24 protein-coding genes and 1 tRNA gene are annotated in these 18,760 nt (G+C 64.2%); 19 read left to right on the top strand and 6 right to left on the bottom strand.

The genetic code is table 11. From position 1 onward, the window contains the following. Nucleotides 1-82 precede the first annotated feature (82 nt). The 11 genes from nifK to MTBLM5_RS02635 all read left to right on the top strand — a co-directional run bounded on the left by nifK (nt 83) and on the right by MTBLM5_RS02635 (nt 8,645). Nucleotides 83-1,612, top strand: a complete 1,530-nt coding sequence (nifK, locus tag MTBLM5_RS02685; protein WP_173974260.1) for a nitrogenase molybdenum-iron protein subunit beta — start codon at nt 83-85, stop codon at nt 1,610-1,612. Between the two features lie 190 nt (nt 1,613-1,802). After that, nucleotides 1,803-3,188, top strand: a complete 1,386-nt coding sequence (gene nifE, locus MTBLM5_RS02680) for a nitrogenase iron-molybdenum cofactor biosynthesis protein NifE (RefSeq protein ID WP_173974259.1) — start codon at nt 1,803-1,805, stop codon at nt 3,186-3,188. Between the two features lie 4 nt (nt 3,189-3,192). Next, nucleotides 3,193-4,563 carry a nitrogenase iron-molybdenum cofactor biosynthesis protein NifN gene (nifN, locus tag MTBLM5_RS02675; RefSeq protein WP_173974258.1) on the top strand — a complete coding sequence of 457 codons (1,371 nt, stop codon included), beginning with the start codon at nt 3,193-3,195 and terminating at the stop codon, nt 4,561-4,563. A gap of 34 nt (nt 4,564-4,597) precedes the next feature. Continuing rightward, the gene (gene nifX, locus MTBLM5_RS02670) at nt 4,598-5,014 is read left to right on the top strand and encodes a nitrogen fixation protein NifX (protein WP_068503773.1); all 417 of its coding nucleotides are present in this window, start codon (nt 4,598-4,600) and stop codon (nt 5,012-5,014) included. Between the two features lie 6 nt (nt 5,015-5,020). Continuing rightward, complete coding sequence (locus MTBLM5_RS02665; protein WP_173974257.1) at nt 5,021-5,467, top strand: NifX-associated nitrogen fixation protein; 447 nt, start codon at nt 5,021-5,023, stop codon at nt 5,465-5,467. A gap of 21 nt (nt 5,468-5,488) precedes the next feature. Beyond that, complete coding sequence (fdxB, locus tag MTBLM5_RS02660; RefSeq protein WP_068503777.1) at nt 5,489-5,785, top strand: ferredoxin III, nif-specific; 297 nt, start codon at nt 5,489-5,491, stop codon at nt 5,783-5,785. 17 nt (nt 5,786-5,802) lie between these two features. Beyond that, complete coding sequence (locus MTBLM5_RS02655; RefSeq protein ID WP_254430873.1) at nt 5,803-6,396, top strand: nitrogen fixation protein NifQ; 594 nt, start codon at nt 5,803-5,805, stop codon at nt 6,394-6,396. 133 nt (nt 6,397-6,529) lie between these two features. Continuing rightward, nucleotides 6,530-6,841 (top strand): iron-sulfur cluster assembly accessory protein, encoded by a 312-nt coding sequence (locus MTBLM5_RS02650; RefSeq protein WP_173974256.1) that lies wholly within the window; start codon nt 6,530-6,532, stop codon nt 6,839-6,841. Nucleotides 6,842-6,846: 5 nt separating this feature from the next. Beyond that, nucleotides 6,847-8,037 (top strand): homocitrate synthase, encoded by a 1,191-nt coding sequence (gene nifV, locus MTBLM5_RS02645; protein WP_173974255.1) that lies wholly within the window; start codon nt 6,847-6,849, stop codon nt 8,035-8,037. Between the two features lie 67 nt (nt 8,038-8,104). Then, nucleotides 8,105-8,503 (top strand): bacteriohemerythrin, encoded by a 399-nt coding sequence (locus MTBLM5_RS02640; RefSeq protein WP_173974254.1) that lies wholly within the window; start codon nt 8,105-8,107, stop codon nt 8,501-8,503. Between the two features lie 52 nt (nt 8,504-8,555). Continuing rightward, nucleotides 8,556-8,645 (top strand) — tRNA-Ser (locus tag MTBLM5_RS02635). Nucleotides 8,646-9,044: 399 nt separating this feature from the next. On the opposite strand, the gene MTBLM5_RS02630 is transcribed toward MTBLM5_RS02635, so the two are convergent. After that, complete coding sequence (locus MTBLM5_RS02630) at nt 9,045-9,917, bottom strand: hypothetical protein (protein ID WP_173974253.1); 873 nt, start codon at nt 9,915-9,917, stop codon at nt 9,045-9,047. Nucleotides 9,918-10,216: 299 nt separating this feature from the next. Here MTBLM5_RS02630 and MTBLM5_RS02625 point away from each other — a divergent pair, with 299 nt between their 5' ends. From MTBLM5_RS02625 to MTBLM5_RS02600, 6 genes are all read left to right on the top strand, one after another. Further along, nucleotides 10,217-10,519, top strand: coding sequence for a nucleotidyltransferase family protein (locus tag MTBLM5_RS02625; RefSeq protein ID WP_173974252.1), 303 nt, complete (start codon nt 10,217-10,219; stop codon nt 10,517-10,519). Next, nucleotides 10,519-10,695, top strand: coding sequence for a hypothetical protein (locus MTBLM5_RS02620; RefSeq protein ID WP_173974251.1), 177 nt, complete (start codon nt 10,519-10,521; stop codon nt 10,693-10,695). Before MTBLM5_RS02625 ends, MTBLM5_RS02620 begins: the two co-directional genes overlap by 1 nt. An 84-nt stretch (nt 10,696-10,779) precedes the next feature. Then, nucleotides 10,780-11,178 (top strand): winged helix-turn-helix domain-containing protein, encoded by a 399-nt coding sequence (locus MTBLM5_RS02615; RefSeq protein ID WP_173974250.1) that lies wholly within the window; start codon nt 10,780-10,782, stop codon nt 11,176-11,178. A gap of 73 nt (nt 11,179-11,251) precedes the next feature. Beyond that, nucleotides 11,252-12,016 (top strand): molybdate ABC transporter substrate-binding protein, encoded by a 765-nt coding sequence (gene modA / locus MTBLM5_RS02610; RefSeq protein ID WP_173974249.1) that lies wholly within the window; start codon nt 11,252-11,254, stop codon nt 12,014-12,016. Between the two features lie 117 nt (nt 12,017-12,133). After that, entirely contained in the window at nt 12,134-12,331 is a 198-nt protein-coding gene (locus tag MTBLM5_RS02605; protein ID WP_068503790.1) for a hypothetical protein, read from the top strand. 122 nt (nt 12,332-12,453) lie between these two features. Beyond that, entirely contained in the window at nt 12,454-12,633 is a 180-nt protein-coding gene (locus MTBLM5_RS02600; RefSeq protein ID WP_173974248.1) for a hypothetical protein, read from the top strand. On the opposite strand, the gene MTBLM5_RS02595 is transcribed toward MTBLM5_RS02600, so the two are convergent. Beyond that, nucleotides 12,614-13,408: an inner membrane protein YpjD gene (locus tag MTBLM5_RS02595; RefSeq protein WP_173974247.1), complete on the bottom strand. Its 795-nt coding sequence runs from the start codon at nt 13,406-13,408 to the stop codon at nt 12,614-12,616. The two genes, MTBLM5_RS02600 and MTBLM5_RS02595, sit on opposite strands and share 20 nt — an antisense overlap. Before the next feature lie 106 nt (nt 13,409-13,514). Between MTBLM5_RS02595 and MTBLM5_RS02590 the strand changes: the two genes are divergently transcribed. Further along, nucleotides 13,515-14,669 (top strand): bifunctional 2-C-methyl-D-erythritol 4-phosphate cytidylyltransferase/2-C-methyl-D-erythritol 2,4-cyclodiphosphate synthase, encoded by a 1,155-nt coding sequence (locus MTBLM5_RS02590; RefSeq protein WP_173974246.1) that lies wholly within the window; start codon nt 13,515-13,517, stop codon nt 14,667-14,669. A gap of 13 nt (nt 14,670-14,682) precedes the next feature. Here MTBLM5_RS02590 and cutA read toward each other — a convergent pair whose 3' ends face one another. Continuing rightward, nucleotides 14,683-15,009, bottom strand: coding sequence for a divalent-cation tolerance protein CutA (gene cutA, locus MTBLM5_RS02585; protein WP_173974245.1), 327 nt, complete (start codon nt 15,007-15,009; stop codon nt 14,683-14,685). A 75-nt stretch (nt 15,010-15,084) separates the two neighbouring features. Continuing rightward, the gene (locus MTBLM5_RS02580) at nt 15,085-16,161 is read right to left on the bottom strand and encodes a hypothetical protein (protein WP_173974244.1); all 1,077 of its coding nucleotides are present in this window, start codon (nt 16,159-16,161) and stop codon (nt 15,085-15,087) included. A gap of 313 nt (nt 16,162-16,474) precedes the next feature. Here MTBLM5_RS02580 and MTBLM5_RS02575 point away from each other — a divergent pair, with 313 nt between their 5' ends. Beyond that, nucleotides 16,475-17,821 (top strand): site-specific integrase, encoded by a 1,347-nt coding sequence (locus MTBLM5_RS02575; protein ID WP_173974243.1) that lies wholly within the window; start codon nt 16,475-16,477, stop codon nt 17,819-17,821. Between the two features lie 78 nt (nt 17,822-17,899). Here MTBLM5_RS02575 and MTBLM5_RS02570 read toward each other — a convergent pair whose 3' ends face one another. After that, nucleotides 17,900-18,307, bottom strand: a complete 408-nt coding sequence (locus MTBLM5_RS02570; protein WP_173974242.1) for a putative toxin-antitoxin system toxin component, PIN family — start codon at nt 18,305-18,307, stop codon at nt 17,900-17,902. 9 nt (nt 18,308-18,316) lie between these two features. Further along, the gene (locus MTBLM5_RS02565) at nt 18,317-18,598 is read right to left on the bottom strand and encodes a hypothetical protein (protein WP_173974241.1); all 282 of its coding nucleotides are present in this window, start codon (nt 18,596-18,598) and stop codon (nt 18,317-18,319) included. Nucleotides 18,599-18,760: the final 162 nt, after the last annotated feature.

The raw sequence follows: 18,760 nt of genomic DNA, 5'->3' as shown, positions 1-18,760 counted from the left end.
GGTATGAGGTTTATCGGAAAACACCCCTCCCCGCGTGACGCCCACAAAACGGGGGCGCGGGGAGGTAGTAAGGAGAGTTGCCATGCCCCAGAGCGCTGCCAAGGTCAAAGACCACATTTCCTTGTTCCAGGAGCCGGAATACAAGGAGCTGTTCGCCTCGAAGAAGGCCCAGTTCGAGTGCCGGCCGACCGACGAGGCCGTCGAAGCCCAGTCCGAGTACACCAAGACTTGGGAATATCGCGAAAAGAACTTCGCCCGTGAAGCCGCGACCATCAACCCGGCCAAGGCTTGCCAGCCGCTGGGCGCCGTGTTCGCCGCCGCCGGTTTCGAGGGCACCCTGCCCTACGTCCACGGTTCGCAGGGCTGCGTCGCCTATTTCCGCTCGCACCTGGCCCGTCACTTCAAGGAAGCCGTGCCGATCGTCGCCGACTCGATGACCGAGGACGCGGCGGTGTTCGGCGGCCTGACCAACATCGTCGAAGGCCTGCAGAACGCCTATGCGCTCTATAAGCCGAAGATGATCGTGGTCTCGACCACCTGCATGGCGGAAGTCATCGGCGACGACCTGTCGGCCTTCATCGCCACCGCCAAGGAAAAGGAATCGGTTCCGGCCGACTTCCCGGTCCCCTTCGCCCACACCCCGTCGTTCGTCGGCAGCCACACCACCGGCTACGACAACCAGATCAAGGGCATCTTGCAGTACTTCTGGGAACGTGAAGCCCAGTTGACCGCCAAGCCGGGCTCGAAGATCAACATCATCCCCGGTTTCGACGGCTACGCGGTCGCCAACAACCGCGAGATCAAGCGTTACCTCGACACCATGGGCGTCGAATACACCCTGATCGGCGACGTCTCGGAAGTGTACGACACTCCCTCGGACGGCGAGTACCGCATGTATGACGGCGGCACCACCATCGCCGAAGCCCGCGACTCCATCAACGCCAAGGCCACCATCAGCCTGCAGGAATTCTGCAGCCTGAAGACCATGGAACTGATCGCCTCCAAGGGCCAGCAGACCGCCGCCTTCAACTATCCGATGGGTATCGGTGCCACCGACGCCTTCCTGATGAAGGTTTCGGAACTGACCGGCAAGGCCATTCCCGCCTCCATCGAAAAGGAGCGCGGCCGTCTGGTCGATGCCATCACCGACAGCCAGGCCTGGCTGCATGGCAAGAAGTTCGCTGTGTTCGGCGATCCCGACTTCACCCTGGCCATGACCGCCTTCCTGCTGGAAATGGGCTGCGAGCCGACCCACGTCCTGGCCACCAACGGTGGCAAGGATTGGGAAGCGAAGGTCAAGGAACTGCTGGCTTCCTCGCCGTTCGGCGCCGAAGGCCAGGTGTGGGCCGGTAAGGACCTCTGGCACCTGCGCTCGCTGCTGTTCACCGAGCCGACCGACTTCATCATCGGCTCGTCCTACGGCAAGTACCTCGAGAAGGACACCGGCATCCCGCTGATCCGTCTGACCTTCCCGATCTTCGACCGTCACCACCACCACCGCTTCCCGACCTTCGGGTATCAGGGTGCTCTCAGGGTGCTGGTCGAAATCCTCGACCGGGTCTTCGAAGTGGCCGACGCCTCTTCGGACATCTCCTACGATCTGACCCGCTAAACCCTGCAGCGGTAACGATCACAATAGCCCGGGGCCTTGGCGACAAGGCCCCGGGTTTTTTGTCGCCCCCTTGTCGCATGTCCGACAACGACATCCGACAACAGCGCGGAAAGGCGCGGATTCGAGCCATTCCAACTTCTGGCCCGCCCTTTGCATCAGTGAGATCGAAGACTGAGGAGGGCCGCCACCCATGCTCAAGAAAAAGATCCAGGACCTGATGACCGAACCCGGCTGCGCCACCAATCAGGCGAAGTCGGCGTCCGAGCGTAAGAAGGGCTGCGGCAAGCAGCTGGTGCCGGGAGCCGCCGCCGGCGGCTGCGCCTTCGACGGCGCCAAGATCGCCCTGCAGCCCATCACCGACGTCGTTCATCTGGTCCACGGGCCGATCGCCTGCGAAGGAAATTCGTGGGACACCCGCAATACCGGGACCACCGGCCCCGAGCTTTATCGTCGCGGCTTCACCACCGATCTGTCCAACATGGACATCATCAATGGTGGCGAGAAGAAGCTGTACAAGGCGATCCGCCGGGTCATCGACAAGCACCATCCGCCGGCGGTGTTCGTCTATCAGACCTGCGTGTCGGCCCTGATCGGCGACGACATCGTCGCCGTCTGCCGCGCCGCCACCGAACGCATGGGCACCCCGGTCATCCCGGTCGAGGCCCCGGGCTTCGTGGGCTCGAAGAATCTGGGCAACCGCCTGGCCGGCGAGGCGCTGATCGATTACGTCATCGGCACCCGCGAGCCCACCGATGCCGGCCCGACCGACATCAACATCCTGGGCGAATACAACGTCGCCGGCGAGATGGATCTGGTCCGCGACCTGCTGGCCCGCCTTGGCATCCGCCTGCGCACCGCCATCACCGGCGACGCCCGCTATAACGACGTCGCCGCCGCCCATACGGCGCGGGCCAACATGGTGGTGTGCAGCCAGGCCCTGGTGACGCTGGCCCGCAAGATGAAGGAGCGCTGGGGCATCCCGTTCTTCGAGGGCTCGTTCTACGGCATTTCCGACACCTCGGAAGCCTTGCGCGCCATCGCCGGCATGCTGGTGGAACGGGGCGCCGACGCCGCACTGCTGACCCGCACCGAGACCCTGATCGCCGAGGAAGAGGCCAAGACCTGGGCGGCGATGGAACCCTACAAGGCCCGCCTGGCCGGCAAGCGCGTGCTGCTGTACACCGGCGGCGTCAAAAGCTGGTCGGTGATCCACGCTTTGCAGGAAATGGGGATGGAAGTGGTCGGGACCTCGGTGCGCAAATCGACCGAGGCCGACAAGGAAAAGGCCCTGGACCGCCTGGGCGGCGACGAGGACAAGCTGGTCGACGCCATCGCGCCCAAGGACATGTACCAGATGTTCAAGGATGGCCGCGCCGACATCATGCTGTCGGGCGGGCGTTCGCAGTTCGTCGCCTTGAAGGCCAAGACGCCGTGGTTGGACATCAACCAGGAACGCCACCACCAATATGCCGGCTATGACGGCATGCTGGAACTCGTGCGCCAGATCGACCTGGCCCTTTCCAATCCCATCTGGTCCCAGATCCGCAAGCCGGCCCCCTGGGAAATCGAGGAGTAAGCCGATGGCCCTGATCGTCAGCCACGGACATCCCGTTTCGTCGAACCCGCTGAAGCTGTCGGCGCCCCTGGGCGCGGCGATGGCCTTCATGGGCATGGACAAGACCATGCCGCTGCTGCACGGCAGCCAAGGCTGCACCGCCTTCGCCCTGGTGATGCTGGTGCGCCACTTCCGCGAGGCCATCCCGCTGCAGACCACGGCGATGAACGAGATTTCCACCATCCTGGGCGGCATGGACCATGTCGAGCCGGCGCTGGTCAACATCGCCAAGCGCACCAAGCCCAAGGTGATCGGCCTGATTTCCACCGCTCTCACCGAAACCCGCGGCGAGGACATGGAAGGCGACCTGAAGGTGATCCTGGGCCGCAATCCGGAACTGGCCGACACCAAGGTCGTGCCGGTGTCGGCGCCGGAATTCGAGGGCTCGCTGGAAACCGGCTGGAGCAAGGCGGTCACCGCCATCATCAACAATCTGGTCGAGCCGGTCTCGGGCTCGGTCCCCGACGGCGCCCGCATCAACATCCTGCCCGGCATCCACCTGACCCCCGGCGACATCGAGCATCTGTGCGACATCGTCGAGATGTTCGGCCTGAAGCCGGTGGTGCTGCCCGATCTGTCGGGCTCGGTCGATGGTCATGTGCCGGACCATTTCATCCCCACCACCCTGGGCGGCGCCACGATCGAGGCCGCCCGCCACATGGGCAAGGCCCGGCTGACCATCGCCATCGGTGACCATATGCGAGGGGCCGCCGAGGCGCTGCACGAACGCACCGGCGTTCCCTTCCTGGTGTTCGACCGCCTGACCGGCCTGGAAGCGGTCGACCGCCTGATGGTCTGCCTGTCCACCGCCGCCGGCAAGCCGGTGCCGGCCAGGCTGCGCCGCGCCCGCAGCCAGTTGGTCGATGCCATGCTGGACGGCCACTTCTATTTCGGCGGCCGCTCGTTCGCGGTGGCCGGCGAGCCCGATTTCCTGTGGAGCTGGGGCAAGTTGCTGGCCGACATGGGCGGCGAGCTGGCGGCGGCGGTCACCACCCTGCCCCAGCCCTTCCTGGCCGAGATGCCGTGCGACCGGGTGATCGTCGGCGATTTCGACGATCTGGAGGACCAGATCCTGGAAGCCGGGGGCGTCGATCTGGTGATTTCCAACACCAATGCCCGCCTGACCTGCCAGCACCAGGGCATCCCCCACTTCCGCGCCGGCTTCCCGGTCTATGACCGCCTGGGCGGCGCGCACCGCGTCACCATCGGTTATCGCGGCACCCGCGACCTGATCTTCCAACTGGCGAACGTGCTGATCGACCATCCCGGTCACGGTCACGCCGCCACCCCCCATCCGATGGAGGTGGCCGATGCTGCGGCGCCTGCGGCTGGTTGACGATCCCGCCCATCGACCCGTGAAAGGAGCTCACATGCGACTTGCCTTTGCCACTCACGACCGCACCCACGTCGATGCGCATTTCGCCAGCGCCAAGACCTTCCTGTTCTACGATGTCGGCCCGGATTCCTATGCCTTCCTGGAAGCGGTGCAGTTCGGCACCGTCACCCAGGAAGACGGCAACCATGACGAGGGCGAGGACCGCCTGGCCACCAAGATCGATGCGCTGGGCGGCACCTCGCTGCTGTTCGTGCGCGCCATCGGTGGCCCGGCGGCGGCCCGGGTGGTTCGCGCCAAGGTCCATCCCATCAAGCTGCCCAACGACGAAACCATCACCGCGGTCATCGACCGGGTGCAGACCATGCTGAAGACCAATCCGCCGCCGTGGCTGCGCCGCGCCTTGAAGGATTCCGAAGGCGGCGACGAACGTTTCATCGATGACGAAGGCTGACCGACCATGGATATCGAGACCATTCCCCATCCGATCGTGCAAAGCCTGGTGCGCCTGATCCGCGCCGAGGATCGGAGCGGCGCCTTCGACGCCGATTCCGACGAGGAATTGCTGTCCCCCTTCATCGTCACCAAGGCGGAAAAGCGCGAGATGCCGATGTTCGGCGATCCCGATCCCGACATCCTGGCCCGGGTCGAGAAGTTCTATGGCGCCGTCGCCATCGAGTTGGAACAACGAACCGGCCGCGCCGTGGTGCCGATGCTGAACATCCACCATGAAGGCTGGGGCCGGGTGCTTTTGATCGCCGGCCGCTTGGTCGCGGTCAAGGCCCATGTCCGCGAGCTCCATCGTTTCGGCTTCGAGACGGTGGCGCAGCTTGTTGAAAAAGCAGAAAAACTCGTCGTCGAGGGAGTCACCTCGATCGAGACCTACCCCGCCGTCGCCGACGCCTGATAGCCCACAAGGAGCAAAGACATGACCGTGACCTTCACCACCCGCGATGGCACCCCCTGGGTTCCGCAATATCTGGACAGCATCGACAAGGAGCTGTGCATCGGCTGCGGCCGTTGCTTCAAGGTCTGCACCCAGGGCGTCCTGAAGCTGATGGGCATCGACGACGAAGGCGAGTGGTGCGACCCGTTCGACGACGATGTCGAGGTCGAGCGCAAGGTGATGACCGTCGACAAGTCGGGCGCCTGCATCGGCTGCTCGTCGTGCGAGACGGTGTGCGGCACCAACGCCCAGAAGCATTCGGCCCAGGCGGCCGCCTGAGCCCAAGGAGGATCGCGATGGATGCTCACTCCCTCTATCGCGTCCTGATGGGGGGCGAAGATCGTTCCAGCGACTTCGCCCGCCATCTGCTGGCTTGTCCGCTGGCCTTGGCGGCATCCGAGGGCGATGACGGCCTCGATGCCCGCCTGGGTCTGTCGGCCAACGCGCTGACCAGCCTGATCCTGGCCCACTTCCCCCATGCCGCCGCCTATCTGGCGCAGTTCTTCGCCCCCGACGGCAACGGCGACGAACCGGCCAGCATCGAGGAGCCCGACCTGCGCCGCCTGCTGCTGGACAATTCCAGCCTGACCGGGCCGGAAGGGATCTGGCTGGCCCATATCGTCGCCCGCCGCTGCCTGCAATCGAACCATCTGTGGCAGGATCTGGGACTGACCGACCGCACGGACCTGTCGCGCCTGATGGCCATCGCCTTCGGTCCGCTGGCCATGGCCAACAGCCGCGACATGAAGTGGAAGAAATTCTTCTATCGCGAACTGTGCCAGCAGGAAGGCGTGCTGGTGTGCAAAAGCCCGGTCTGCGCCGCCTGCACCGACGTCGTCATCTGCTTCGGCGCCGAGGAAGGCCTGAGCCTGCTGGCGAAGTCGGCCTGACAAAGGCCTGTCGGGTTCGCGACATTGTCGCCCCTGCCCTTCGGACAAAGCGCGGATTTCCGCGCTTTTTTCGTTTGGCACCGCCTTTGCTTAGAAAACACCAGCCCCCCGTTTCCGTTCAAGGAGACCCGCCATGCTGACCATCACCGACAAAGCCGTGTCCGTCCTGTCGTCGCTGTGCGCCGAGCAGGCCGCCTCGTTGCGCATTTCGGTCAACGCCGGATCGTGCTCGGGCATCCAGTACGACATGAGCCTCGAAGACGAACCGGCCGACAATGACGAAGTGCTGACCTTCGGTTCGTTGAAGGTGCTGGTCGATCCGCCGTCAACCATGTGGTTGACGGGCGTGAAGGTCGATTATGTCGATGACGGCAACGGCGCCGGCTTCAAGTTCGAGAACCCGGCCCAAGCCAAGAAGTGCGCCTGCACCGGCAAGTGCGGGTGACCATCATGACCGCGCATGTGGTCAAGAAAACGGCGCTCGCGCCGGTGGTCAAGAAAACGGCGCTCGCGCCGGTGGTCAACGACACGACGCTGCGCGACGGCGAGCAGACCGCCGGCGTGGCGTTTACCCTGGCCGAGAAGCTGGAAATCGCCCGTGCCCTTGATCGGGCCGGCGTGCCGGAAATGGAAATCGGCATCCCAGCCATGGGCGAGGACGAGATCGCCTCGATCCGCGCCCTGGCCGAGGCCGGGCTGTCGGCCCGGCTGATCGCCTGGTGCCGCATGCACGACACCGATCTGGCCGCCGCCGCCCGCACCGGCCTTTCCACCATCAATCTGTCGGTGCCGGTGTCCGATCTGCAGCTGGCCGCCAAGCTGGGCCGCGACCGCGATTGGGCGCTGGCCCACATCGCCACCATGGTCGCCAAGGCCCGCGACCAGGGCTTTACCGTGCTGGTCGGCGGCGAGGACAGCTCGCGCGCCGACCGCGACTTCCTGCTTCGGGTGGTCGAGGCCTGCCAACAGGCCGGCGCCCGGCGCTTCCGCTTTGCCGACACGCTGGGCATCATGGACCCGTTCGACACCCGCGACATTTTCGTCGCCTTGCGCGCGGCCTGCGACATCGAGCTGGAAATCCACGCCCACGACGATCTGGGACTGGCCACCGCCAATTCGCTGGCCGCGGTCAAGGGCGGCGCCACCCATGTCAGCACCACCGTCAACGGCCTGGGCGAGCGCGCCGGCAATGCGCCGCTGGAAGAGGTGGTGGTGGCCCTCGAGCATCTGTACGGACTGGATACCGGCATCGCCAAGACCGACCTGGCGGCGATTTCCCGCCTGGTCGCCGATGCCTCGGGCCGGCCGGTGCCGGTCAACAAAAGCATCGTCGGCGACGCCATCTTCACCCACGAATCCGGCATCCATGTCAGCGGCCTGCTGCGCGACCGCCGCTCGTACGAAGCCATCGACCCGCGCGACCTGGGCCGCGCCCACCGGGTGGTGCTGGGCAAGCATTCCGGCCTGACCTCGGTGCTGCACGCCGCCCGCGAGGCCGGCCTGGACCCCACCGGCGAGGAAGCCGCCCGCATGCTGGCCGCCGTCCGCCGCCATGCCGGCGAGACCAAGACGCCGCCCAGCCGTGACGACCTGCTGCGTTTCCACCGTCAGGCGATCGGGGCGGCCAGCCCGCTCAACTGATCCGCTTTTCGCCTGCCCCGGTTTGGCTTATGCTGAACCGGATAGTCGAGAGGCGGAACGGGCGAAGATGGACGCGGCTTGGAAGAAGCAATACGAGACCGGCAATCCCCGCATCGATTTCGAGCACCGGGTCTTTCTTGATCTGGTCAGCCAATTCGGCGCCGAGGCCGAAAGCGACGCGTTGCCCGACCGGCTGCGCCGCACCGCCACCGAGATCTTCAAATACGCCGATTTTCATTTCTACAGCGAAGAGACGCTGATGCTGGATGTCGGCTATCCCGACTTCGACCACCACCACCAGATTCACATCAGCCTGCTGAACGAGCTGCGCCAGTACATCGAATCGATCATCGTCGATTCCGCGCGGGCCACCGACATGAGCCGGTTCCTGTTTCAGTGGTTTGTCAGCCACACTGTCGCGGAAGACACCAAGCTGGCCCGCTACGTGGCGGCGGCGTCTTCTTAGCGCCCGCTGTCTTGCCCTGGACCGCCCGTGCCGCTACAAAGGGGCGCATCGCGGATGGGTGGCCGAGCGGTTTAAGGCACCGGTCTTGAAAACCGGCGTAGGGGCGACCCTACCGTGGGTTCGAATCCCACCCCATCCGCCAAAAAAGCCCCAAGGCGAGCCTTGGGGCTTTTTTGGTGGATGCGGTTCGGCGAAGACCCCACCGGGTTCGGTGAGGGCGCGCTGATGACGCGCGCCCGAACGACGCCGAAGGCGGCAATCCCGACCGTGGTGCGGGTTTGTGAGGGCGATATTGAGTGCACTGCGCACCGGAACCGTAAATTTGGAGGTGGGGTAAAGCATTGATTTTAAATCCGAGAAGGTTCGGCACGAGCTCTCCGCCAAATTTCAATCGAAACCAGTTCTCGACCTTCGGGCGTCAGGGGGAAATCCACGTGTGTCGCGCCGTCCCGGCGGCTGAGCGGGAAATGGACTCTGCCCCCATTTCTCTGCCCCTCTAACAGTGCGAATCGCATTGCCTCCTGCGACCCCAAAGCGGTTGTCAGCCGTTCCGATAGTCATAAGCCTGCTTCATCAGCCTCTTGAGCAGATCGCCATGCTTCTCAATGTCTCCGTTCGACAATGGAAGCTGGTAGAACTTCCAAGTATTGTTGTATGTCAATGTCTCCATGCCAGACGCTTCAATTTCTGCATCAACTTCCTGAGACTGTGGCAATTTGACTTCAAGAACGAGCGAGCGGCGTTGAGGGCGGAAGGTGACGAAGTTGTTTGCCCGTCCCGTCCTCGCCAAACCGATGTACGACCTGTTGTATTTAAGAACCAAGCCAGCATCGAATTCTTTAATTATCTCAAAGAGTTTGTCGACCATGCCGACAGCCAATTGACTCCCTTTTTGCTCCCAGAAGGATCGGTCGGCAGGAGCAGTTTCTTGTTCCTCGTCCTCGTCTATCAGCCCACGGCTCATTTCATCCACTACGGTCGTAAAGACCAAGGTGATGTGTTCGCCCACCTTGAACGCCTGCATCTGGATTGCCACAAGCGGTATCGTTCCGTTGAACAGCGAGACCACGTTAAGGAAGCGGCTGGTTATGTCCTCAGCGACGATGACCGCACAGTGGTCGTACTGGGGATAACGTTTCCGTTCGATGTCCCAATACTCGATGGTACGGATGATGTGGGCTTCGTCCGTGGCCCCCAACTGCAACTCAACCTCGTAGCGGCGTTTCGTGTCTGGGTCTTGGAGCAACAGGTCAAGGCGACCAGCCCGAGGCTGAGTCCGCTCGCTTTGCCGAAACACCAAATCGCCCAGCCCGAGAATGGAGGGGTCTTCGGCAATAAGGTTCTGCACCCATTTCTCGGTGTACTCAGGGTGGGTCTTCAACAGGATGCGTTCGGCTCTGGTGTAGTTGGACATATCACCCCTCGATCAAACTTCGACCGCATCCTGCCACCGAAGGGCGAAGGACGGAAGGGGCGGAAAGACAGGCGAAACCACCGTCGAGCGGCGTTGCATCGATGTTGCAGAAATGGGCTAGCGGGAAATGGACTCTGACCCCATTTCCCCTGGCCCCGATCCTTCTAGTTTCGGTGACAGTACCCTTAACCAGGGAAGGTTTTGACCGCGCATTTTCGGGCACCCTCTCCTCCTTGCGGCCAGCGCCGCCCCGCCCTATCCTTGATCAAGCAGTTTGACCAGCAACAGACGAAACCTCAATGGCCGCCACTCTTCAACACGTCGTCCAGCAGATCAAGGCGACCGAACCCGAACTTCGCCGTCGTGGCATCGCGCATCTGTCGCTGTTCGGGTCGCTGGCCCGCGAGGAGGCGCGCGACGACAGCGACATCGACATTGCCGTCGAGATCGAACCCGGCCGCTCGTTCTCGCTGATCCGCATGGAGGACACTCGGCTGCTGCTGGAAGATGTGCTCGGCCGTCCCGTTGATCTGGGCGAGGTCGATTCGTTTCGCCCCGCCGTGCGGGAAGCGTTCGAGCACGATCAGGTCCGGGTGTTCTGATGCCGCGCGGGCACCGGGATCGGATCGCAGACATTCTTGCGGCCATCGCCGATATCCAGGCCGGCACCGAGGGCATGAACCTTGCCGCCTTCGAGAACAATCCCGTCGTCGTCCGCTCGGTTCTCTTCCTGTGCACGAGTATTTCCGTACCAATACCCGGCGTATCTGGGGTGTAATCCAAGACGACCTCGATCCGCTGGAAAGCGCGCTCAAATCCGCTTTCAACGGCCCGTCGTCTCATTGATTTCCGGGGACCTCGCATGGCCGAGCATCGTCATAAGCGTTCGTTGAAATTGCGCATTCGCCTGTGCTCCTTCGCCGCCCTGGGGCCGGGAAAGGCCGATCTGTTGGCCGCCATCGACCGGTGCGGCTCGATCACCGCCGCCGCCAAGGATCAGGGCATGTCCTATCGCCGCGCCTGGCTGCTGATCGACGAGTTGAACCGCGCCCTGAAACAGCCGGTCCTGGCGACCTCGGTCGCAGGCGCCACCCTGACCGCCACCGGCCGGGAAGTCCTGGACCTTTACCGCGCCATCGAAAGCAAGGCCCAGGCCGCCGTGGCCGATGAACTGGCCCGGATGGAACTTTTGCTGGCCGACGAACTGCCGCAAGCCCCTGAAGGGTGCACCGGCAAGAAGTCCCCGGCCGCTTGCTCCTGACCGACAAGGTTGCTGTATCCATCCGGATATGATATCTGACTGGATATCGCTCGCCGACCAGGGGGTTGCACCGATGAAGCGCCTTTTGCACGCCTTGACGCTGATCCTGATGGGCTGCGCCGCCGCCGGCCCGGTGGCCGCGCAGGAGGTGACGGTGTTTGCCGCCGCCTCGCTGACCAACGCCCTGACCGAGGTGGGCGAGCGTTTCGCCGCCACCGGCCAGGGGCGGATCAAGCCGTCCTTCGCCGCGTCGTCGGGCCTGGCCAAGCAGATCGAAAACGGATCGCCGGCCCACCTGTTCATCTCGGCCGACCTGGAATGGATGGATTACCTGGCCTCGCGCCGGCTGATCGACCCGGCCAGCCGCATGAACCTGTTCGGCAACAGCCTGGTCCTGATCGCGCCCAGCGATTCGAAGCTTTCCGGGGTGGCCATCGATTCCGCCACCTCGCTGGCCAAGCTCGCCGGCGACGGCCGCATCGTCACCGGCGACCCCGATCACGTTCCGGTGGGGAAATATGCCCGCCAGGCCTTCCAGGCGCTGGGGCAATGGAACCAGATTGAGCCGAAGCTGGCCCGCGTCGATAGCGTCCGCGCCGCCCTGGCCTTGGTCGAACGCGGTGAGGTGCCGCTGGGGGTGGTCTATGCCACCGACGCGGCGATGTCGAGGAAGGTCAAGGTGCTGGCCACCTTCCCGGCCAACCTGCATGCCCCGGTGGTCTATCCGGCGGCCTTGGTGGCCGCCCCCCCTTCCCCGGCCGCCAAGGCGTTCCTGGCCTTCCTGGCCGGCCCCGAGGCGAAGGGAATCTTCGCTCGGCACGGTTTCCGGTTGAACTGACAAGGCCCAAGGGCGGATTTTTCCAGAACCCCTCTAGACTCTTTAGCGGAATCGGCTCCTAATGATCGCGCGGCGCGTTATTGCGTCTGATTGATGACTTTACGAAGGAGGACATGCATGAAGGTTATTGCTGCTCTCGGGCTTACCCTTGCCCTGGCTGCCTGTGCCGGCCGTGGCGAACCGGCCGGTTCCTTCTTCGACCCGGTGTGCATGCCGGACGGATCGGTCGCGTGGCGCCAGCTGTCGGACGACAAGGGGGCGTTCACCGACCCGCGCGCCAAGAAGGAATATTGCGCCTGGAACAAGGCCAAGTAGGCCGGTTCCGCGCTGTTTCGGGGAAAGGGGGCCATCGGCCCCCTTTTTCATTGCTTGACCGTCATCACGGCGCCGACCTTGGCGATCGCTCACCCTGATCGCCGATGACAGGGAGGGACCCGATGAACGATTCACAGATCGCGGTGGCTTTCGGCATGGTGGCGATCCTGACCACCGCCGGATTGTTGTTCCGCCAGCAGGCGCTGGGCTGGAAGGGGCTGGTCGCGGTCACCTTGTTCACCGCCATCGTCGGCGGTTTCATTTTCGTCACCCTGACCGAGGTTACAGCAGGACCTGGGTGACGAACTTGACGCCGGGATAGGCCAAGGTGACCAGCAGATAGGCCGCCAACACCACGCGGGCGGCCAGGCGGCCGCGCACGCCGCAGACCCGGTGACCCAGCAGCAACGCGCCGATCAGGGCGAACGACACCAGCGACAACAGCGCCTTGTGGTCCAGGCGCAGCAATGATCCGGTTTCGAAATACTGGGTGGCCATGCCGGTGGCGATCCCCAGCCCCAGAATGATCTGGCCGGCCATCAACAGGCGTCCGTTCAAAGATTCGCCCTCGACCACCGCCGGCAGCATGCGGGTCAACGGGCCGGGGCGCTTCTTCTTCAGGGCCCGCTCCTGCAGGAATACCGCCAGCGAGGCCATGGCCGCCAGGGTCAAAAGCCCATAGGTCAGCACCGACACCAGGATATGCAGGTCCAGCCACACAGCCGGAGCGCTGGCCACCATCGGCTGCCCGTGCCCGCTGATTACCGAGGCCAACAGGCCCAGCAGCAGCAGATAGGGCATCACCAGCGGCGCCAGGCGCCATCCGACCCGGGAAAAGGCCGCCAGGGCGGCGAACAACAGCACGGTGGTGGCGATGCTGACCCACAGGGCCACACCCAGGTCGGTCTGCCAGGATTGCGACAATTGCAGCCAGGCCCACGCGCCCGAGCCGGCGGCGGCGAAGATGATCACGCCCCAGAACACGCCGTCGCGCGCCGCCACTGGTCGAAACGCCAGCAAGGCGGCGGGAAGCAGGCTGACCAGGGCCAGAAGGTTGAGAAGGATCGAACCCGACATGGCGGCGACTATACCATTGTTTCCGCCCAGGCAAAGATGCTCGTCCACTTGGCAAGCACGCGCGGCCGGCATAGATTTGCCGCCGAACAGGCAGGATGGCGTGCTGATGGCGAAAGTAGTGGCGCTGGTGGTGGCGGCGGGGCGCGGACACCGCATGGCAGGGGCCATCCCCAAACAATATCGCGACCTGGCCGGGCGGCCGGTCTTGCGCCACACCCTGGCGGCCCTGGCGTCCGATCCGGTCATTTCCGCCGTCCGGGTGGTCATCCATCCCGACGATCGCGAGCTTTACGACCGAGCCGCCGCCGGCCTGGGCCTGCTGGACCCGGCCCATGGCGGCGCCACCCGCCAGGATTCGGTGCGGCTGGGGCTGGAAAGCCTGACTGGCCTTTCCCCCGATCTGGTGCTGATCCATGACGGCGCCCGCCCCTTCGTCGATCCCGGCACCGTCGGTCGGGTCGTCGCCGCCCTGGCCGCCCAGCCGGGCGCCATTCCGGCACTGCCGGTGGTCGATACCCTGAAGCGCGGCCAAGACGGCCTGATCGGCGCCACCGTCGACCGTTCCGGCCTGTGGCGGGCGCAGACGCCGCAAGGCTTCCGCTTCGCCGACATCCTGGCCGCCCATCGGGCCCAGGCCGGGCGCGAACTGACCGACGACGCGGCGGTGGCCGAGGCCTGCGGCCTGAGCGTTGCCCTGGTCGAGGGGGCCGAGGACAACGTCAAGATCACCACCAATGCCGACCTGGAACGCGCCGAGGCCCGTTTCCAGGGCATGTTCGAGACCCGCATGGCGACCGGCTTCGACGTTCACCGCTTCAAACCGGGATCAGGGCTGTGGCTGGGCGGAGTGTTGGTCCCCCACGACCAGACGCTCGAGGGTCATTCCGACGCCGACGTGGCTTTGCACGCGCTGACCGATTCCTTGCTGGGCACCATCGGGGCCGGCGATATCGGCCACCACTTCCCGCCCAGCGATCCGCGCTGGAAAGGTGCGTCGTCCGACCGTTTCCTGACCCATGCCGCCAGTCTGGTCGAAGCCAAAGGCGGCCGCATCGTCCATGTCGATGTGACGGTGATCTGCGAACGCCCCAAGGTCGGGCCGCACCGGGCGGCCATCCGCGCCCGCATCGCCGAAATCCTGGGGATTTCCCAATCCCGGGTCAGCGTCAAGGCCACCACCACCGAGGGCCTGGGCTTCACCGGCCGGCGCGAGGGCATCGCCTGCCAGGCCGCCGCCACCGTCGCCCTGCCCGCGGTCTAAAGCTGCCCGCCGTCTAAAGTCTGGTCGTTTCCGCCGCCAGCCAGCCCAGAAAGGCCGGATTGCCGCCATCGATGGCCACCGCCACCACGCAGGGGCAGCTATAGGGATGAAGGGCGCGCAGGCGTTCCGTCGCCTCGGGGACCAATTCGGTGCGGGTCTTCAGGATCAGCGCCACTTCCGGCTCGTCATTGACCTTGCCGTCCCACCAATAGACCGACTGGATCGGTCCCAGCAGGTTGGCGCAGGCCGCCAGCCGCTCGCCCACCAGGGCGTGGGCCAGGGTCATCGCCACATCGCGCGACGGCGCCGTGACATAGAGCAGCGAAAATCCGGTATCCATGGCGTTGAAGATTGTCCGCTGGCGCCTTTTCGGTCAACGCCATTCGATGCCTGCACGAGATGAATGTTCGATAAACTAACTACGTTCGCAGGCGCCAAGGGCGGAAAGCAGGACATCAACCGCCTGATCCACCCCCGTTGGAACCGCAACCGGCTGTTTCGGCAAACAAAACAACCTTCGCAGTAGCGCTTCCAGGCTGCCATCGACAAGGCTTTCCGCCGAAATGGACAGGGCCTGGGTGTGGGCTTGAAGCCAATTGTCGAGGTGCGGACATTCCGGCCAATCGGGCCGCGCGACATACAGGACCGGGGTTCCGACCATGCCGGCCTCGGTGAAGGTGCCATAACCCGGCTTGGTCACCACCACATCGACCGAGGCGACCAGATCGGAGAATGTCAGGCCCGAGGCCTGCCAGGGCGCCATGTCGGGGCGATCCGGCACCTGGCCGCCACCCAGGAACCAACGCCAGCCGGGCAGCCTGGGCCAGGCATCCAGGGCCAGCGGATGATCGATGCCGCCGAAGGCGACCAGCCCGAGCTTTTCGCCCGGCGCGGCGATCTGTTCCCGCCGGTTGCGGCCGGGCGCGGCGATTGGGCCGATATCGATGACATTGGGCAACGTCATGGTCTGGGCTGGAATGCAGCGAAGAAATGCACGGGCCGAACCGTATGCCGCGCGGATTTGCGCCAAGACCGGCGCCATGTCCGGGCGGTCGCCCAGATAGTGTGCCACCATGTCGGCCCAGTTCAGCGACGACAGCGCCACGGCGGGAATTCCCGCCCGGCCGGCGGCGGCCAGGGGCACATAGGCGACGTTGCTGAGCACCAGATCGGGCCGGGCGGCGGCCAGGCGAGCGGCCTCGGCATCGATCAGGCGGTCGAAGTCGCGGTGCAGGGCACCATAGCCGGCGGCACTGGACTCCAGATCAATGGCCACCGAGGACAGCATGCGAAAGCCGAAATCGGCGATGTCGGGAACCAGGGTGAAATCGTGGTAGCGGCTGTCCAGGAAAGGGCGGGAAATTGTGGTCTGGATGGTCAAGCGCAGACCGGGCAGCCGACGGCGCAGTTCGGCCACCACCGGCGCGGTCATGGCCGCATGGCCGAAACCGTGGGGCGACAGCGCCAGCCAAAGATGCGGTGCGTGCGTCATGATGGTCGGGAATAGACGCTTGGGCCGAAATGGTCAACCGGGCTGAATTGGAAAGGCCCCGAAACCTTTCGGTTTCAGGGCCTTATAATGGTCGGAGCGGCGGGATTCGAACCCACGACCCCCAGTCCCCCAGACTTCAAAACGGGACTTTCGGGGGTGAACATAGCCGAACATCGCCCAACCACATAACAACCCAATGCCTTGGTTTCCTTGCATTCTACTCAGGGCCGGATAACATGGCAGAACATGGGGAAATACCCCAAAACCTGCCAAGTCTGTTACCCCGTGTTACCCCGAGATGGAGCCTGGGCCAATGGCGAAGGAAAAGAAGACACTGACCGCCGCCGCGATCAAGCGATTTCCCGCCGCCCCCAGCGGAAAGCGGGTGGAGCACTTCGACGCGGCCATGCCCGGCTTTGCCCTCCGGGTGACGGACAAGGGGGAAAAGTCCTTCGTCCTGTTCTCCCGAATCGGCGGGAAGCAAGTCCGCCTCACCATTGGCAAGGCCCAGCTTGAGGAGGACGGCCCCGGCGTAACGCTGGCGGATGCCCGCCAAACTGCCCGCGACTGGATCACCCTATGCGCCAAGGGGGAACACCCCCGAGAGAAGAAGGGAGAAGGCGGCACGCTCGGCCTCGCCACTCCTGCCGCCGCCCCGGTCGAGACATACACCGTTCGCATGGCGGTTGCCGCGTATGAGAAGGCCCATATCTCCCGCCTCAAGCCGCGCTCACAGCTTGAGGCCCGCCGCCCGCTCAAAAAAATCCTGCTCGCCAAGTGGCCGGATCGTGCCCTTTCGGACGTTTCGAAAGCGGATTTACGCGAAGTGCTCTCCGGCATGGTCGAAAGCGGCAATCCCGTTGCCGCAAACCGGGCACTTGCCAACCTCAAGGCGTTCTTCAACTGGTGCCTTGCCGAGGATCGCCTGACCGTCAATCCGTGCATCGGCATCCGCGATCCAGGCGGAAACGAGACGAGCCGGGATCGGGTGCTTTCGGATGAGGAAATCCGGACGCTCTGGCCGATCCTGGAGGAGACGAGCTATCCCTTCGGCTCGCTCGCGCAATTCCTTCTCGTGACGGCGCAGCGCCGCGACGAGGGGGCAAACCTCCGCTGGAGCGAGATTACCGACCTGGAGGGGGATAATCCGGTTTGGACGATCCCCGCCGCCAAGAACAAGGGCGGCAGGCTCCATGAGGTGCCACTTTCCCCCTTAGCCGTCCGCCTCCTCCGCTCCCTTCCCCGGATCGCCGTCGAGACGGAGGCGGACAAGCCCATGCTTTCGGATTTCGTTTTCACCACCACGGGCAAGGGCCCGGTTTCGGGCTTCTCGGACGGCAAGGAACGGATGGACAAGCTCACTGTCCGGGAATTCAAGCGGATCGAGCACGAGACGGGCAAGGCCCCTGCCCCGCTTGCCCGCTGGACGCTTCACGATCTCCGGCGGACGGCGGCCTCCGGCATGGCTCGCGACGACATCCCGCCGCATGTCGTCTCCCGCGTGCTCAACCATTCGCCCGGTAAGGCGGAAGGGATCACGGCGGTGTATAACCGGCATGGGTATTTGCGGGAGAAGCGGCACGCCTTGGAGGCTTGGGCCGGAAAGCTCGAAATCCTCATCCGCCCCGTGGGGGCGAACGTAGTGCGACTTCGGGGATGATCGAAACAACTAAGCCCGCCCCTTCGAGGGCGGGTTCTACATTCTATCAAGCGGCAACGCGACCAATCCGAGGCGTCTTCATCCACCGACCATATCCAGGAACTCCCGCGCCGAAACGACCAGGGCGGAGCCATAGGATGGGGCGGTAAAATGGCGGGTATTGCCGGTGACGATGGCATCCGCCCCCTCGTTCACGGCGACGATCACATACACAGCGTCGTCCTCATCGGAAATGCCGGGAATTTCCCCGGAAGAGACGGCGGATGCGAAGGTTGCCCGTAAAGCGACCTCTTCGATCAGGACGTGGATTCGGTCGCGGATCGCCACAAACTTCTTGCGGTTCGCGACCTCCCGGTATTCCTCAAGGATTTCTTCGCTCAGAAGGATTTCGTGGTTCTTCACCGCCTCGGCAAGAGCGAGGCGGCAAGTGCCTGCCGGGGTGAGAGCGGCGGAAATGAAGATGTTGCAGTCTATGACGAGGCGCATGGTTGGCGGTTACTTGCTACGGTTCCGACGCTCTGCCCGGACTTCGGCAATCGCCTCATCGGCCAGCGCCATTGCCTCCTCCTCGCTCAATCCCTGGAATTCCGGAGGCAAGGGGTATTGGTCGAGGATCGCGGTGAGGCGGGCAAGCTCGGCTTCCCGGACTTCCTTCGCGTCCACATACTCGACCTGGACGCGCACCTTGCGGCCCGGTCGGAAACCGGCCTTCACCACGGCATCGCGGATGCCTTCGACACTGGTTTCGATGGTGGCTTGTTGGCTATTGGGGCTCATGGCACATCACGGGGTTAGCTTGTATCCCTGACATTATATACCACGACCGCCGATTTCCAAATTTATCGGTCGAGGTGAACGGAATACCACCAAAGGCATTGGGCGCGATTCCCAAACCTGGACACAACCACAAGGGCGGGTATTATCCGAACCGCCATCTTT

Source organism: Magnetospirillum sp. LM-5 (genome assembly GCF_902729445.1).
In the GTDB taxonomy this organism is placed as follows: domain Bacteria; phylum Pseudomonadota; class Alphaproteobacteria; order Rhodospirillales; family Magnetospirillaceae; genus Magnetospirillum.
This window is presented reverse-complemented; position numbering and strand designations above follow the sequence as displayed.